General features: G+C 55.8%; 9 protein-coding genes. 6 read left to right on the top strand and 3 right to left on the bottom strand.

The features are described 5' to 3' along the window. Window positions 1–6: 6 nt before the first annotated feature. The 5 genes from ABEA92_RS25800 to hrpA all read left to right on the top strand — a co-directional run bounded on the left by ABEA92_RS25800 (window position 7) and on the right by hrpA (window position 12178). Window positions 7–1818 (top strand): SLC13 family permease, encoded by a 1812-nt coding sequence (locus ABEA92_RS25800; protein WP_345687723.1) that lies wholly within the window; start codon window positions 7–9, stop codon window positions 1816–1818. Between the two features lie 361 nt (window positions 1819–2179). After that, the gene (locus ABEA92_RS25795) at window positions 2180–2839 is read left to right on the top strand and encodes a TetR/AcrR family transcriptional regulator (protein ID WP_345687721.1); all 660 of its coding nucleotides are present in this window, start codon (window positions 2180–2182) and stop codon (window positions 2837–2839) included. Continuing rightward, window positions 2829–4598, top strand: coding sequence for an efflux RND transporter periplasmic adaptor subunit (locus ABEA92_RS25790; protein ID WP_345687719.1), 1770 nt, complete (start codon window positions 2829–2831; stop codon window positions 4596–4598). The genes ABEA92_RS25795 and ABEA92_RS25790 overlap by 11 nt, the downstream gene beginning before the upstream one ends. Then, window positions 4598–7954 (top strand): efflux RND transporter permease subunit, encoded by a 3357-nt coding sequence (locus tag ABEA92_RS25785; RefSeq protein WP_345687717.1) that lies wholly within the window; start codon window positions 4598–4600, stop codon window positions 7952–7954. The genes ABEA92_RS25790 and ABEA92_RS25785 overlap by 1 nt, the downstream gene beginning before the upstream one ends. A gap of 129 nt (window positions 7955–8083) precedes the next feature. After that, window positions 8084–12178 carry an ATP-dependent RNA helicase HrpA gene (hrpA, locus tag ABEA92_RS25780; RefSeq protein WP_345687715.1) on the top strand — a complete coding sequence of 1365 codons (4095 nt, stop codon included), beginning with the start codon at window positions 8084–8086 and terminating at the stop codon, window positions 12176–12178. A 405-nt stretch (window positions 12179–12583) separates the two neighbouring features. Here the strand turns inward: hrpA and ABEA92_RS25775 are convergent, their stop codons facing one another. The 3 genes from ABEA92_RS25775 to ABEA92_RS25765 all read right to left on the bottom strand — a co-directional run bounded on the left by ABEA92_RS25775 (window position 12584) and on the right by ABEA92_RS25765 (window position 16292). After that, window positions 12584–13597, bottom strand: coding sequence for a hypothetical protein (locus ABEA92_RS25775; RefSeq protein ID WP_345687713.1), 1014 nt, complete (start codon window positions 13595–13597; stop codon window positions 12584–12586). A 188-nt stretch (window positions 13598–13785) separates the two neighbouring features. After that, on the bottom strand, window positions 13786–14778 hold the full coding sequence (locus ABEA92_RS25770; RefSeq protein ID WP_345687711.1) for a hypothetical protein: 993 nt from the start codon (window positions 14776–14778) through the stop codon (window positions 13786–13788). Window positions 14779–15305: 527 nt separating this feature from the next. Beyond that, the gene (locus ABEA92_RS25765) at window positions 15306–16292 is read right to left on the bottom strand and encodes a nitrilase family protein (RefSeq protein ID WP_345687709.1); all 987 of its coding nucleotides are present in this window, start codon (window positions 16290–16292) and stop codon (window positions 15306–15308) included. A 222-nt stretch (window positions 16293–16514) separates the two neighbouring features. Here ABEA92_RS25765 and ABEA92_RS25760 point away from each other — a divergent pair, with 222 nt between their 5' ends. Beyond that, a complete protein-coding gene (locus tag ABEA92_RS25760; protein WP_345687708.1) occupies window positions 16515–17681 on the top strand; it encodes a sialidase family protein in 1167 nt (388 codons plus the stop codon). The last annotated feature ends 270 nt before the right edge of the window (window positions 17682–17951 follow it).

Below are 17951 nucleotides of genomic sequence, written 5' to 3'. Positions count from 1 at the left end.
GTATTTATGGTGACTTGGGAAGCGTGGTTGACCGTCATCGTCGCTGGCTCGCTGCTGGTGTGTCTCGCGATGCGTGTGGCGGCAACCGATTTGCTCGCCTTGATGTTTCTTGGGCTGATCATGTTGGCCCAAGAGATCAGTGGGTCGCCGCTGCTGCCGACCGCCGAAGAAGCAGTCGCAGGCTTCGGAAACAAAGGCTTGATCACCGTAGCGCTGCTGTTTGCTGTGGTCGCGGGGCTCGAGTTCACTGGCGGTACCGAGCTTGCCACCGGGTGGCTGCTTAGCAAGGCCCGGAATCTGTTCGGGGCGCAGGTGCGACTGCTTGTTCCCGTCGCGACGCTGAGTGGTTTTTTGAATAACACTCCGTTGGTTGCCGCGTTGATGCCGGTCGTTTCTGACCTCAGCAAACGTGTCTCGGTCAGTAGCAGCCGATTGTTGTTGCCGTTGTCGTACGCCGCGATTTTGGGTGGCATGTGCACGATCATGGGGACCAGCACCAATCTGATCATCAAGGACAAGTACGAGCAGCTCAACGGCGCCCAAATGGCGTTCTTCGAGCCTGCGGCGGTGGGCGTTCCTGCTGCCATCGTGGGGCTGATCTACATCATCGGCTGCTCTCGATGGTTGCTGCCCGAGCGGCAAGCGGCCGTCAGCGTTTCAGATGACCCGCGGCAATACACCGTCGAAATGGAAGTGGATCCCACCGGACCGCTGGTGGGGCGAACGCTGCAAGAGGCCGGGCTGCGGCATTTGCCAGGACTGTACGTTGCCGAGATTCAGCGGCAAGACGGGATCATCGCCGCAGCCAAGCCGAACGAGATCTTGCGCGCTGATGACGTTTTGATTTTGGTTGGGGCCCTCGATAGCGTTGTCGACATGCGAAAGATTCGCGGCTTGACGATTCCCGACGACCAAGCGCGTAAATTGCGAGTGCCGACGTGGCAGCGGACGCTGGTCGAAGCGGTCGTCAGTTCACGCTGTGCCCTGTTGGGCAAGACCATTCGCGAAGGCAAGTTTCGCTCGCACTACAACGCGGCGGTGGTCGCGGTGGCTCGTGGCGGTCGACGGTTGACCGGCAAAATCGGGGATGTGCGATTAGAGGTCGGCGATGTGTTGTTGTTGGAAGCGTCGCCTTCGTTCCTGCATCGCCGTCGCGAGTCGCATGACTTCTATCTGGTTAGCACGGTGGAAAAAGGAGCCGTGCGTCGTCCCGAGCTGGCGTGGTTGTCGATCGGTGTCATGCTAGCCATGGTGGTCGCCGCCACGTTGACTCCCGTTTCGATCATGACGTCGGCGCTGATCGCTGCAATCGCCATGATCGCGTTCCGCTGCTGCACCACGTCCGAAGCACGTCGCAGCATCGATTGGTCGGTGCTGATTGTGATCGGAGCGGCGATCGGGATCGGGGAATCACTCGAGCAGAGTAAGGCGGCCGACGCCATCGCCAACGGGATGCTCAGCATCGCAGGGGGCAACCTCGGTTCGCTCGCCGCCATCTTTATCGCCACCATGATCTGTACCGAACTGATCACCAACAACGCTGCCGCGGTATTGATGTTTACGATCGCGGTCAGCACGGCTGGGAAATTGGGGGTCGATCCGGCTCCGTTTGTGATCGCGGTGATGATCGCGGCATCGGCAAGCTTTCTGACGCCGATCGGTTATCAAACCAACACGATGGTGTATGGGGTCGGTGGTTATCGCTTTAGCGACTACGTGCGATTTGGTTTTCCGCTAAGCATCATCGTGTTTGTGGTTTCGATGCTGATCATCCCTCAAGTCTGGCCGTTTGTCCCGGTCGCGCTGCCGACGCCCTAGTTTTGTGGCGGGTTTGGCCACCCTTCTTTTCGGTATGGATCGCGTTGGGCGAAGCCCTGTTTGCTGGTTCTTTGGGCGTGTCGTCGTTTTTGGTCTCGCGGCTTTTCGGTTGCCTCTTCACCCACTCCGAGAGACTGCTGATTTAGTGAGCCGTGACGCGTGAGCGGCAGGATCCCACGCATTGCCCGGTGTCTTGCGGCCCACAGCACACCTCCGTCGTGCGTTTTGACGCTGCTCTAGACAGCATCCTTGAGACCTGACTAAACTATTGTCGACCGGTGGTCGATAAATAGCCGACCGACGGTCGGAATTGCCGGCGAAAGGGTGGATTGCAAACGGCAGAGAACGAACGAGGTTGGGGATGAATTGGCAACGAGCAAGGAAACCGTCGCAAAAAGCCGAGCGAACGAGCGCGATATTGGATGCTGCTGCGTCACTTTTCGATGAAAAAGAACTTGCGGATATCTCGATGCGGGATGTTGCCGAGCGAGCGGGCGTGGGCAAAGCGAGTTTGTACCACTACTTCAAAACCAAAGAAGAAGTGTTTCTGTCGCTGTACGGACATGAGTTGCAGGCCTGGCTTGGGGGGCTCGAACAGCGGGTCGGTCGGTTGCGAAAACCGACCTCCACGCGAGTGGCCGCGGCGCTGGTGGACGAATTGAAGTTGCATCCTCGATTGTGTCGTTTGAAGGTGGTCTTGTCGCTCGTGCTCGAACGCAATCTGTCGGACGAAGCGATCACGGAATTCAAAGAGTCTCTCTTGGCACCGACCGATCGCTTTGTGACGTTGATTCACCAATCGCTGCCGCAGCTTTCCCATACTGCCGCCAAGGATTTTTTGTTTCAGTACCATGCCGTGGTCGCGGGGCTGTGGCCAATGGCGCACCCGACCGAGCAACTCGCCGCGATCCTTCAAGAAGCGAAATACCGCGAGTTTCGTATCGATTTCTACGCGTTACTTCAACGAACACTCGTCAAATTGCTGCAGCCCACTGAAAAAGGAAGCCAAGATGCATCGTAAAGAATTGATGGCAGCGGGACGCATCCGAGCGGGGCTGCTGCTGTCGACTTGCAGTTGCCTGCTAGTGCTGGGGTGTCAGAAACCGCAAGTTGAATTCGCCGAAAAGCCGGCTCAACCGGTGACGGTGATGACGTTGGTCAATGCGGCGCCTCCGTCGTCCTTTATGGCGTCCGGCAGCGTCAAGTCTTGGAAGACCGAGGATCTTGGTTTCGAGGTTTCGGGGCGGCTCGAGTGGGTGCTTGAACCGGGGTTGGATGTGGACGGACGGATCGTGGATCCCGATGGCAAATTGATTCAGCCGGGGACGCCGCTTGCGCAAATCGAAACCGCTCAATACGACATCGCGGTCGAATCGGCAGAGGCCGATGTCGAAGTGGCTGAACGTAAAAAAGAGAGTATCGAGATTCGCGTGCTCGAAGCATTGCCTGTGGAAATCAAATCGGCAGAAGCGGATTTGAAACTAGCCGAAGTCGAATTCGATCGATTAAGAAAGCTGAAAGCTCAACAGGCCGCGTCGGACTCAGAGTACGACCAAGCCGAGAATTTGGTGCAAACGCGGAAGGCAGCGTTGCGATCGCTCGAAGCGAGCGAGAAACAGGCTCACGCGGAATTGAAGTCCGCCGAATCGGAGGTGCGACGCGCCAAACAACTGCTGCGTGACGCCGAACGCGACTTGAAAAACACCACATTGTACGGGTCCTACCAAGGGCAAATCGCCGAGGTGATGGTGGTGCCTGGCAGCGTCGTGACCGCAGGTTCACCGGTGTTGAAATTGCAGATGTCCAACCCGATCAAAGTCGAAGTCGAGCTGTCGTCGCAACAATCACGCCAGATCCGCCAGCGGCGAAATTTGCCAGCTTCGTTCGAGTTGCCCGATGGCACGATGCGACACGTCAATGCGTTTGTTTACAGCATCGCACCAAGTGCGGATCTAACCACGCGAACCTTTACGATGACGCTGTTGTTGTTGAACGAAAAATTTCGCGACACTTTGCCGGAATCCATTTCCGAGGACCGCGTGGCCAGGTCCGAAGACATTTGGCCGCTAAAACTTAATCGCATGATGGGGACTCCCGCCGAGGTGACGCTGGTGGAGGAGAAGTCGATCCATCACGATGACGAGGGAGCGTTCGTTTACCGAGTCACCAATGCAACGCTCGACGGCATCCTGCCAAAAATCTTAAAGGTCAAACGCCAACGTTTGATCGAAAACGATTTGCGGATTCCGTTTCTGGGTAATTGGGTTTTTCGTTCGGTTTCGTTCGTGGACGACGATGGCGGTCGGCAAACGCTTCCCCAGGAAACGATCTATGTCGGCGAACTGGTCGACGACTCGGTCTCGGCATCCGGCTGGGACGGCGAATCGGTCGTGTTGGACGCGGGGGCCCAATGGATGTTGCGTCCTGGAGATTTAGTGATGGTGGATCTGTCCAATGATGACGTGGATTCGGGTTTCTACGTGCCAATCGAGGCGATTTACGAGGAATCGGGCGAAACGTTTTTGTTTGTCGCTCAGGACGGTCATGCGAAAAAGTTAGCGGTTCAGCTGACGCAAGCCGGCAATTTGGATGTGGGCTCGTTAGTCGAGATCCAGTCACCGGCGTTGACCGATGGGATGCAGGTCATCGTCAACGGCGTGCATTATTTGCGTGACGGGGAAGCGGTGCGAATCGTGCAGTCCGCGTTAGCGGAAACCCCAACCGGCGGTGCCCGTTCGCACGTGTCCGAAGCGAATGTCAATGAATCGGAGTCTTTGTAATGTCGCTTCCTGCATTGGCGGTCAAGTATCGCCCCATCGTGATCTCGGTCGTGATGCTTGCGATGGTGTGTGGCGCGGTGACCTATGTCACCATTCCTCGCCGCGAAGATCCCGAGTTTACGATTCGCGTCTGTGTCGTTTCGACCGTGTGGCCCGGCGCGTCCGCGGAAACGGTCGAGGAACTGATCACGGACAAGATCGAACAAAGTTTGATTAGTATCGAGGAGGTGGATTTTACTCGGTCGACGACATTGACGGGGCAGTCGACGATCTTTGTCGAATTGGAAGACAATGTCGCACCCGCTGATATTCAGAATGTCTGGGACAAGGTGCGTGCACGTGTGCAAACCGTGCCGATGCCTGAACCTGATATCACGCCCGTGGTGAACGATGAATTTGGCGATACTGCGGTGTTGTTATTGGCGGTGCATCAAACGCCCTCGCATGAGCGTGATCACGTTCGCCCGCAGGATCTCTATTCGCCTCGTCAATTAGAGATCTATGCCGAAGAGGTCCAAGACGCGGTGCGATTGTTACCAGGGGTCGCCAAAGTCGAGATGTTTGGCGAGCAAGAGGAAGCGATCTATATCGAAACCGATCTCGCCAATTGGTCGCAGCTTGGTTTGACCACGGCACAGCTTGAAACGTTGGCCAGCGAACGAAACATCATCGAAGCCGGCGGCGAACTGGATACCGAATCGGGCCACTACGCCGTCAAGACGGGCGGCCAATTCAATGCGGTGCAAGAGATCCAACAGATCGCCAGCACCGTTCGCACCAATGGTGGCGACAACAGTGTCCCGCTTGCCGAGCTTGGGTTGACGGTAACACGAGGTCTCGAGGATCCCGCTGATTACCTTTGTCGTTTTGGTGATGCGTCCGAGGTGACTCCCGCAGTGATGTTGGGGATCACGATGAAGTCGGGATCGAATATTATCGACGTTTGTAACGCAGCCAAGGCTCGGGTGCGAATGCTGGCAGATGCAGAGCAGCGACTGCCGCCTGATATCGCGGTCACCCCGGTCTCGGATCAATCTGAAAGCGTGGCGAAGAAAATTCGCGATGTGATCATCAATGTGATCGAGGCCGTTTTGATCGTCGTGGCCGTGGTTTATTTGGTTGTTGGTTTTCGCACTTCGTTTGTGATGGCCGCCAACATCCCCTTCGTGGTGGTGATCGCGGTCGGAGTGATCGCTCCATTTGGAGTCCAGTTAGAGCAAATCTCGCTTGCTGCGTTGATCATCTCACTCGGTTTGTTGGTCGACAATGCGGTCCAGGTTTGTGATCAAGCTCGCACGAATCAGATCGCGGGAATGAGGCCATTTCCAGCAGCGATTGACGGAGCCAATACGTTGGCGATTCCGATGTTGGTCGGGACGTTGACGACGATGGCGGCGTTTATACCGATGTTGTTCTCGCTCGAAGGAGGCGGCAAAGAATACGTCTACAGTTTGCCGGTCACGGTTTCCACGACCTTGGCACTGAGTTGGTTGTTGGCGATGACGTTTTGTGTGATCTTGGCCGGGCTGTTTATCCGTCCGCCTCGGGGGGATAAGTCGGGTTCACCGGTGGTCAATGCGTTTGCGGCAAGCGGTCGTTTGATCTCACGCATTCGCCCCCGATCAGGAAAATCGGATAACGCGCGTTCCACCGATAACACTGCGTCCAAGACCGTCTCGGAGAATTGGGCTTACCGCATCTATGCGGGAATCGGAGGGTTGGCGGTGCGAGCGAAATGGGGGACGGCGTTAGCCACATTGCTGTTGATCGTTGGGATCATGACGTTGCCCGTTAGTTCCGAGTTTTTTCCCGAGGCCGATGGCACTCAGTTCGCCGTGAAAATCATCTTGCCCGAAACGGCCACGATCAAACAAACCGATGCAGTGGCCCGGCAAGTCGAGACGATTATTCAAACATTGGGGGCCGCCAGCGATGAACATCCCGCTCGACTGCGTGCCTTTCGCACGATGGTCGGCGGTGGCGGATCGCGTTGGCATCTTGGTTGGAGCCCCGAGCCGAAGACGCGGTCGTATGCTGAGATTTTGGTTCGCACGACGGATGCCTCGGTGACGCCCGATTATGCCCAACGCGTGCGTGAGATCGCCGAACGTGGCGATGCCGAGCTGGGGATCGATCCGATCGTCGGCGCACGTGTCGTTCCGGTGCAATTGGCATTGGGCCCGCCGGCGGATCCGTTGGTGTTTCGGATTGCCGGGAACGGATTCGCCGATCCCACGGTTCTTCGTTCCGCCGCCAATCGTTTGAAGGAACTGGTTGAAGCCCAGCCCGAAACATGGGACGTCAACGATTCGTGGGGCGTCGACGGTTACCAGGTCCGCGTCAACGTGGACCAAGATCGCGCGGTGCTCGCCGGAGTGACAAACTCGCAGGTCGCACGGACGTTGAATTCGTACTACTCGGGGCTGCAATTGACCACATTTCGCGAAGGCGATCACGAAGTTCCCGTTTATTTCCGGCTGAAACCCAACCAACGTGAATCGATTCGTGGGCTGCAAGAATCGTTCGTCGAAGGGGATCTTGGCAAGGTGCCGTTGACGTCGATCGCCAACCTGGAAACCACGTTTGTCTTGGCCAAGATCGCCCGCCGAAACATGAATCGAACGATCGAGGTCAGTTCGCGGATGGAACCGGGGGTGACCGGTAACGACGTCGTTTCGCGGTTGCTAAAAAGTGATTCGATGAAGACGCTGCAAGCGAGTTTGCCGGTCGGTTATTGGATCGAACCTGGCGGAGCGTTTGAGGAGAGCCAAGAAGCGGGCGGGCAAATGATGATGTCCTTTGCGATCTCGTTTGTGCTGATCGTGTTGTGTTTGATTTTCCAGTACAACGGTTGGTCCAAGCCGCTGATCATTTTGTCGACGCTGCCGTTGGCCTTGGCGGGAGCGTGGTTGGGATTGTTTTTGTTTGACGAATCACTCGGCTTCATGCCCCAGCTTGGAATCTTGGCGTTGTTTGGGATCGTTCTGAATACCGCGATCATCTTCGTCGAATTCGCTGACATCTTGATCACCCAACGGGTGAGCGAAAAAGCGAGTGCGGGAACGGTCGACGGTCCGATCGTCGGTCTCAGCGTCGCTGAGTTTCGGCAGTGTTTGATCGAGGCTGGAAAGCAGCGGATGCTGCCGATCTTCTTGACAACCGCGACCACCGTGGGCGGTTTGATCCCGCTGGGACTCAGTGGCGGAGCGCTGTGGGAAGGGCTCGCATGGTGCATGATTGTCGGATTGCTTTTGACGACATTCCTGACGCTGATCGTGGTCCCAGCGTTCTACGCGATCCTGGTCGAGACTTTTGGTGTCAAGCCGATTGCGATTCCGACGGACGAAATGAGCTGACTTTGGCATCGAGTGTTTTTCCATCTCGCGGCAAACCGCGTGGGCAACGCGGTCAAATAAACGGGAAGGTTGTTTTGCCCGCAATTGGTTCGGATCGACACATTTCGCGTTCTCAGTAAGATGGTATCGATGAATGCAAAACCAAGCAGTCCGAAACTGACATTCGAACCGATTCCATCCACCCCCGCTAGCGATTCGCGAGCGTCGGAAGAGCCTGCGGAATCCAACCGTCAGACGACTCCGTCGCTTGATGCCGCGATGCGGATCGATCGTTTTCGCTTGCGCCGTGATAAAAAACGACTCAGCCCCGAAGCGTACGCAAAACGGTTGGCCGAATCGGTCCAGCAGTGTGATGCACGCCGGGCCGCGACGCCAAGGATCGAGTACTCCGACGAGCTGCCAATCACGTCGCATCGCGACGAGTTGATCCAATTGATCCGCGATCGCCAAGTCATCGTGGTCTGTGGTGAAACCGGCAGCGGCAAAAGTACCCAGCTGCCCAAAATTTGTCTGGAAGCCGGCCTTGGCCGCGAGGCGATGATCGGGCACACCCAGCCGCGTCGCTTGGCCGCCCGCAGCATCGCCACCCGATTGGCTGAGGAACTCGATACCACGCTCGGCAAAACCGTCGGCTACCACGTTCGTTTCGGCGATCAAACCGGTCCCGAGACGTTGATCAAACTGATGACCGACGGGATTCTGCTCGCGGAAACACAATCCGATCGCTTCCTCGATGCCTACGATGCGATCATTATCGACGAGGCGCACGAGCGATCGCTGAACATCGATTTTTTGTTGGGTTACCTGCGACGGCTGCAATCGAAGCGACCCGATCTGAAGATCATCATCACCTCGGCAACCATCGACGCCGAGCGGTTTGCCGAACACTTTGCGGATGAATCCGGCCCCGCTCCGATCATCAATGTCGAAGGCCGCGGCTATCCGGTCGAGCTCCGCTATCTGCCTTGGGAAGAGGTCGTCGATGACGAAGATCGCGGCTACGACCTGGCGCGTCATGTGATCGCGGGGATCGAATCGTTGTCGCGAGGCGGCAGTGCCGGTGACACGTTGGTCTTCTTGCCCACCGAACGAGATATTCGTGAAGTCACCCACCGGGTCGCTGGCCACTACAAGCGGTTAGGGATGCCCAGTCGAGTGGACCTGTTGCCGCTGTACGCCCGGCTGCCGCAAAAGGAACAACAGCGAATCTTTCATCCCGACGCAGGCAAACGGCGGATCATCTTCGCTACCAATGTGGCCGAAAGCTCGCTGACGGTCCCGGGGATTCACTCGGTGATCGATACCGGGACCGCGCGGATCAGCCGCTACAGTCCGCGCAGCAAACTGCAACGATTGCCGATTGAACCGGTCAGCCAAGCGAGTGCCAATCAACGCGCCGGTCGTTGTGGTCGTATCGGACCTGGGGTCTGTGTTCGTTTGTATTCGCTCGAGGATTACGAGTCGCGTGACGCGTTCACGACGCCCGAAATTCGGCGTACCAATTTGGCCTCGGTCATCTTGCAAACCAAAACGCTGCGGCTGGGACGATTGGAAGAGTTTCCGCTACTCGATCCGCCACGTCCTGAGTCGATCCGCGAAGGGATTCGGACCTTGATGGAACTACGCGCGATCGATGACAAGCATGAATTGACCGAAATCGGCAAGAAGCTCGGCCGGTTGCCCGTCGATCCGCGTGTGGGACGCATGATTTTGGCGGCAGACGAGTTCGGGGTGTTGCCCGAGATTCTGCCGATTGCCGCGGCGCTCGAAATCCAAGATCCCCGAGATCGACCGCAAGAAAAACAGCAGGCGGCCGACGAAGCGCACGCGATGTTCAAGGATCCCAACAGCGATTTCTTGTCGTACTTGAAATTATGGCGGCACTACGAAGAAGCTCGTGAAAAGCATTCACGCAGCAAGTTGACGCGGGTGCTGCGTCAGCAATTTCTGTCGCCCAATCGCATGCGTGAATGGTCCGATGTCTATCGTCAGCTCAAAGAAATGGTCGCAACGTCGCTGGGCGAACGCAAAGGAGCCCGCAAAAAGATCGGTGCGATTCGCTTTGCCGATGATCCCGAACGCTTGCTCGACGCCAACCTGGACGACTCGCTACACCAAGCCCTTTTGACCGGGCTGTTGTCGAGTGTCGCAATGATCAAAGAAAAGAGCGAGTACACCGGTGCCGGTGGATTAAGTTTGTATCTGTGGCCCGGCAGCGGTGTGGCGGCAAGCAAGCCGAAGTGGATCGTTGCTGCCGAGCTTGTTGAAACCGCCAAGCAGTACGCACGCACCGTGGCTCGCATCAAGCCCGAATGGGTCGAAACCATCGGCGCCCATCTGATCAAGCATTCGTATAGCGAGCCGCACTGGAGTTCCAAGTCGAGTGGTGCGTTTTGTTATGAACGCCAATCGTTGTTTGGATTGCCCGTGGTGGTCCGCCGCCGGGTTCCGTTGCCTCCGATTGATCCTTCGACCGCTCGCGATTTATTGATCGAGCACGGCTTGGTCGAGCAGCAGATGAAGACAACCGCTCGGTTTGTACGGTTCAACCAAAAATTGCAAGAATCGATCGCATCGTTGGCGGCCAAGACACGCCGCCGCGATTTGGTTGTCGATCCCTATTCGGTGGAACGTTTCTATCAAACGCACCTGCCCGAGGATGTGTGTGATCGTGGCCGCTTAGAGAAATTCGATCGCTCGGTCGAAGCCCCCGCGTGGACCAAGCAGCTTCGCGATGCCGCCGACTTGTCCGCGTGGTTGCAATCGCCGCCAACACTCGAAGAAAACGCGACGCCGTACATGCAGCCTGGCGATTTGATCGAAGCCGCCAGCGAAGCGATCACCAAAGAAGCGTTTCCGGACGAACTGCAAATCGGCAGTTCGCGGTTGCCGTTGCAGTATCGTTTTGAACCGGGCGGCGTCGAGGACGGCATCCAGTTGAAAATTCATCAAGCCGCGTTGCCGCAAGTCAGTGACGAGCGACTGGGGTGGCTGGTTCCTGGATTGCTGCAGACCAAGCTGGTCGCGATGATCAAATCGCTGCCCAAGCGTATCCGGCGAAACCTTGTGCCTGCGGCTGACGTTGCCGCGAAAGTCGCCCAAGAACTGGCTCCCGAATACGGCCAAGTGCCATTCATGCCGTCGGTGTGTGCCGCGTTTTCGCGGCATGCTGAAATGCCAGTGACGGCGGATGATTTTCAGTCTGAAAAACTGGATGACTATCTGCAGTTCCTGGTCACCGTGGTCGATGACGATGGCAAAACGATCGCCAGCGGCCGTGAAGTTCAACCGCTAAAAGAAAAATTAGGCTCGGCGAAGGACCAACCCGAGGCCGCTGAAGCAGATGATTCCGATGAGTCGTGGGCTCGTGAGTCGATGACCACCTTTGGTATCGAATCGTTGCCCAAAGAGGTGGTGAGGACGCGAGGCGGAGTGAAAGTCGCACAATACCCGGCGTTCTTTGACAAGGGCGATGGAGTGGCGATCCGACTCGTCTCGGATTTAGCGACCGCCGAAGCGATGTCGCGTCAAGGATTGACGCGACTGTTTGCATTGACGGAGAAGAAAGAGTTGCGGACTCAGGTGCGATGGCTGCCGTCACTCGAGCAAGCGAAGGTAAAGCTGAGCGGAGTCGTGTCGGCCGCCTCAGTCGAATCACAGTTGATCGACCTGTTAGCCCGCATTGCCTTCGTCGAAAACGAACCGGTCGTTCGCAACAAAGCGGCATTCGATCAGCGACGTGGCGAACGAGCACGACGGATCGCCGAAGCGACGCAAGAGGTTGCCACGTGGTTGTCGGCAATGGCGGACGCCTATTTTGCTGCACGACGTCAGATCGAATCGACCACGGGAATCCGTTTCGATCAAGCGATGCGGGATGTCCGGCAGCAGATGGATTGGTTGATTCACGATCAATTTCTTGCCGCCACCCCCTGGGAATGGCTCAAGCACTATCCGCGGTACTTCAACGCAATTGCCTATCGATTGGATAAATTGACCAGCGGCTCGGCGCCACGTGATCGCGAGGGAACCGAAACGGTCGAGAATCTGCGTCAGCGGTGGATGGCGACGCTGCCAGAGAGCGAGCGAAATCCGCGTGATCAATCGGCAACCGAAGTCCGCTGGATGATCGAAGAATTGCGAGTCAGCCTGTTTGCTCAGCCGCTCGGCACCGCAATCAAAATCTCGCCCCAACGCTGCGAAAAAGCCATCGCCAAACCGTAGCGAAAGTCGCGGGCGGCTTGTTGATTTCGTGAAGTTTCCTGCGGCAAGGGTGTATGATGGACTTCCTAGTCCGTCAATGGTGTATTGGACGGACTAGGAAGTCCGTCGTACGACTAAATCAACAGTCCGTCAAGACTTGCGTTGCAAGGGACTTCATCCGTATCGCATCGCTGAGCGATCTGGATGTCGGTCTTGGAAAGACCGACGTACGTGGCACGTAGCCGACGTCTCTCCGAGACTCGGAGGTGCTAGATGCGACAAACTCTCAGGTGCGAATGAAACTGGCAATACGCAAACAATTATCGATGTCTGGCCTCGAGTCGTTTTTAAGAGTGCCGAAGGGGCAGCAAAAGCCTGTACACCAACGTTTCCGGCCGTACCGTTCGTACCGGGCACCCTGCTGTTTCAATTGGAATCGGATAGACCGACAAATTCTTCCAATTCGGTCATTTTGGATAAGTCCTGCATGGCTTTAGGAAATGCATCGTTTGCTGCGTCAATTCCAAGCCATTGGAACTCGGCGTCAATTCTTCCCTTCGTGGCTTGAAGTTGCCCATCAATTTGACGAACTCTTGCCGAGTTCGTTGTGACCATTTCGGGCCGCGGCATGCCCTCGAAGTGCGAATAGATGACATCTTGATCTGTATGGTCGACGAATCCTTCATCTCCGTAACCGTGATCCACCTCGCTTTTAAATCCAACAGGAACTAAAAGCTTTTTGTCAAATCGCAGACGTCGTCGTCCCTTTGATTTGATTTTGTATATTGCCGTGATTGTGAGTATTTTATCACTCTCATCAATCGACAGATAAGAGCCCGATCCGATGGCAGTGGTCAACTCAGCAACCGAGCGTTCGGTTCCCTCAAATGCCGTCGGAAATTGCTCCAACCCGACCAGAGCAAGATTTGGAATCGGGGATTTTGTTAACGCCTGATCGAATGAAGTTGCTTGAAAGCTGGCTGATCGGTCACCTATCCGCTTAAATCGACAACCGTTCGCATTCACCTCGCAGACAACGACGTCGAGGTCTTTTCGTTCCGTTTGATTGGCCAACGCCAATTCAAACGGAACCTTCACTCGATGATAGGCGTACAAGCAGCGTTCCTTGTCCCGGTCCATCTGGATTCTCAGGTTGGTGGTTGCAAGCAAGCAATTCTTTCCAGAGAACGTGCTTTCTGTTTCCGTCAGACGAATTCGCACATCGTATCTTGGAATTGAATTCCACGTCGCTAGATGACCCGAAACATAGCTCAACGCATCTTCACGCTCGGTAGGATTCTGGCCAAACCCAATCCCAGAAAGAAGCAGAAGGATGGTCGTGAAATAGGCTGCTTTATTCATTAAAAAGCCGTCGTCAGGCGTGGTGTAGTGAAGGACTCCATCTTTTTTTACAACGGTGGTGGTGTGAGTTCCGGGCATGGGGCTCCATCTGCGGAATACGCCTCCTTTTTGACACCCCAGTCAAAGGGGGCCGTGTTATCGCCACTTGTCTCGCTCGGCGGACATTCGGTGTAACCAGTGCAGCCTCGTTCCAATGAACAATGCACGTCATGCCATTTTGCACAGCCAGTCGAATGGTTTACTAACATGATTCATTCCTTAAAGCGTTAATGACGGCTAGGCATGAAGATCCGCATGGATTCCGAAACTCGTTTTCCAGACACAGGGTCAAGGAAAGATAGTTCGACGCTGGATTTGGTGGCAATCTCGTCTTTCCCGCAAAACATTTCCAGTCGAAAAATATTGGGGGCGACCGTCGCGATTTCAGTGTCCAGTTGCATTTCGCCAGCACGGATATCTAATGAGTTTTTTACTCGGTCGCTAACTTTAGTGCGGCTATCTTTGTTTAGTCTTAGCATGACGCTCGCAGTAACCCGGTCACTTTCGTCGATCGGATGAAAGCGAACCAGTCTTGGGTAGACGTCAAACGATTTAGCTGCAGTGACAATAACGGGAATGCTGTCCTCGTACCCTGTCTCCATCGATTCAACGGTTATCAGACCCGTTTTTGATTTTGATAGATCGAAGTCATCGGGTATTGAGAGGGTGATCATTCCTGTTTCGAGATTCAACGCTCCTTTTAAGCCTTTTAATGGTTCGCTAAACCGGATGTCGACGCTATCAGAAGAAGCACGCTTGCCTGCCGTAATCGGTATCGAGTGCTGTTCCCCCTTTGAGTGTGCTACATGCACTATCCTTGGGCGGAAGCTCACAAATCCACCGTACGCAATTTTCAGCTTCACGAAAAACTGAGACTTGCCGTCCAGCAAGCCTCGGAATGCCACTTGTTGATTTTGTGAGGTTGGCTGACGCTTGGTCGAAATGGACACCTGAAAGTCTTGACTGCCGCCTTCTGGGATACGGCCCCGCACGGGGGTCACTTTCGTGCATCCGCAAGTCATATCCAGCCCATCAAAACCTAAAGCATCAGGCGTCCGGTTGTGCACGGTCACTTTGAAACTAATTGTCTGTTCGGGACGGTATTCGCCCAGGTCGACGATTGGGACTCGATCGTCGCGTTGCCCGAAAACTTCAATCTCAATCGAATCCGGCGCATCCGAAGCGGCTTCAGCAATCGAAGAACTTGGTGTGATGGTCATCGCTAAGATGATAGGAAGTGCAAGTGTGACGGTCCTTCGATCAAACATGGCTGATCCTCGATTGCTGCACCCGAAAAAAATTTATGCTGTACCTGGCACCGATGAACCTATCATCATCAAAGTTCAATGCAACGGAATTCTATACAGTGCATCGGAGAAATTTGCGTGGTGAATTTCTGGAGCTCAGCATGGAAGACAAGGGAGGGGAATTGCCCGTTGTCTCGTGCATGTTCGCCGAAAAGGGGAGCGATCGGTGCCAGGCACCTAATTTCCGGCACCCAATTTCCCCTGACACCGAAGAGAGAGTAGCGGACTCAGGTGAGATGGCTGCTGTCGCTCGAGCAAGCCAAGGTGGAGCTAAGCAGGGGCCTTTCTGCCGCCTCAATCGAATCACAATCGCGCCCCAACGCCGTGGCAAATCTATCGCCACCCCCTTATCCCGCTCCATGTCTCCATGTCTCCATGTCTCCATGTCTCCATGTCTCCGTGTCTCCCCCTCTCCCCTCTCCTCACTCCTCACTTCCCCTTCACTCCTCAAACTTCATCTCCCGCGTATCCCGTTCCATCCCCGTTGGCACCGTTAGCGGCGTATAGAGTTCGGGGCGGCGAGCGCGGATCCAGCTGCGGCCGGTGGCATCGGTCATCAGACCAGCGTCCAGGTCGGCGATCACCATCGCGTCGTCTGCTTTCCAAGTTTCCGTGATCACACGGCCGTAAGGATCCAGGATCATTGCGTTGCCGGTGCGGATCTCGTCATCATCGACTCCCACACCATTACTGAAGATCAAGAAAATGCCGTTGTCGTGAGCCCGGCTTGGCAACCAACGCATTAGCCAGCCTCGTCCTTTATCGCTTCGAAATTCTTTTTCGATCGTCTCAGGGTCCGCGTGCCGGTTGTCCCACAGTTGCCGGTCAATGATCCCCATCAAGTTCGGGTTCTTGCTGCGTACTGCTCCGGTTTGATGCGGAGCCAACAAGATTTCTGCACCACGAAGAGCGGTGATGCGTACGTTTTCGATCAAGTTGCAGTCGTAGCAAATCAGGACGCCGACACGAAAGCCATCGGGCAGATCGAACACCGTGTACTCCGTGCCGCTGCGGATCGCGGTGTGCTCGAACGCCTGCAGTTTGCGGTGGCAGTGGACCGTTCCATCGGGCAAGGCGACGACATAGCTATTGTAGAACTCGCCACGCTCGCTGACTTCGACGAGCCCCGCACCGATGCTGATTCCGTATTGTCGTGCCAACCTGATCAATCGTTGAGTGCTGGGGCCATCCGGGATCGATTCTGCAAGTTGGCCAAGTTGCTCAAGCGACAGATTGCGAATGAACCAATACCCGGTGACACAGCATTCCGGAAACACCACCAGTCGCACATCTTGGTTGGCGGCTTGGCCAGCGAACGCTTCGATCTTTGCAAAGTTCGCCTCCTTGTCCGCGGGTGATGCTTCGAACTGAACCGAGGCAACACGGATGGTGCGAGAGGCTGCTGGTTTCGTATCCGATGTTTGCATTTGATTGTTGGGGGGATGGGAGACAAGGGCGGGGGGATGGGAGCCGGAGCGTAGCAACGTTTCGGCTCGTCAGCGGAGTGGGGGAAGCGGTTTTTCGGCATTTTACCCGATGTGATGGGAAAAACAGTATGATGATCCCCGTCCCGCCCCCGCCTCAACGACTGCGACCTGCGTCACCTGCCCCATCTCACCAAAGTTTCTTTTTGAACAAGGTCTCCCAATATGCAATATTCCCACCCGGCTGTCTCTTCGCTTTCCCCTCTGCTTATCTCACTTTGGGCTTGGGTGCTGCTCGCCCTGCCAACGTTCGCAAACGATGCGGCGATTGATCTGGAGGTCACGCTACGTCTGCCGCCGACCTCCGAGAATCCGCGAAACAGCGAAGGTGACTTCATCCAGCTCGCTGATGGCCGCATGCTATTTGTCTATACGCATTTCACGGGCGGTGGCGGCGACCATGCCTCTGCCCACCTTGCCGGTCGGTATTCAGCGGACGGCGGTAAAACGTGGGACGCGACGGACACGCGGATTTTGGAGAACGAGGCGGGGTTCAACATCATGTCGGTATCGCTACTGCGACTGGCCGACGGACGCATTGCGATGTTCTATCTGAGCAAGCAATCACTTGCAGATTGTCGCCCCGTCGTCCGATTTAGCAGCGATGAGGCCGCGACGTGGACTCTGCCACAGACGATCATTCCCGATTCCGAGGTTGGCTACTATGTATTGAACAACGATCGCGTGATACAGCTGCAGAGTGGCCGGTTGGTGATGCCGGTGGCGCTGCACCATTCGCCAAAATGGGACAAGCCTGATTGGGCTGGCCGTGTGCTGTGTCACCTCAGCGACGACGCAGGCAGTACGTGGCGTCCGAGTAAAACCGTCTTGCAAGCTCACGATTCAAGCAGCGGCAAGCGGCATTTCACGCAAGAGCCTGGCGTGGTCCAGCTTCGAGGTGGTCGCGTGATGATGTTCGTACGCTCAGACGCTGGCAGCCAGCTCATCAGTCATTCATCCGATGGCGGCGAAACCTGGTCGCCGCTGGTGCCCTCTACTCTGCATTCCCCCACGTCGCCCGCCACGATCGAGCGAATTCCTGGAACGGATAGCTTGGTTTGCGTCTGGAATGATCACACCAACATTGCAGCAGAATTACGAGGGAAACGCACTCCATTGTCACTCGCCGTCAGCAACGACGAAGGCAAGACATGGGGACCATCGATCACTCTATTTAACAATCCCAACGGCTGGTACTGTTACACCGCGATCGAGTTCACCGCAGACGCGATGCTACTAGGCCACTGCGCTGGCGACCGCAAGAAAAACAACGGCCTCGCCGAATCGCAAGTCACTCGGATTGAGTTGGACGAGCTGACCAAGGGTCAGTGAGCTTCGTAGCTCGCACGTTAGTTTTGAAGTTGCGTTCGTTTGAAGAGCCGAAGGCACGACAGAATCTAGCGTGGGGCAAAGCCTCTGGTTTTCTGTATTCGGCAAGAGGTGACCGATACGAGTCACCTCTCCCGAGCGCAGCTGGGAGCGACCGTGTTAGAATTCGGCAATAGCCGCTTATCAAAAAGTTAAATTTTGATTCGATGGAAGCCCCCGATGCGCAGTACTGAAGGACGCAGGGGGGCTCCTGTGTCAGCGTCGTTCTGTGTA

This window comes from Novipirellula caenicola (genome assembly GCF_039545035.1).
GTDB classification, from domain to species: Bacteria; Planctomycetota; Planctomycetia; order Pirellulales; family Pirellulaceae; genus Novipirellula; species Novipirellula caenicola.
This window is presented reverse-complemented; position numbering and strand designations above follow the sequence as displayed.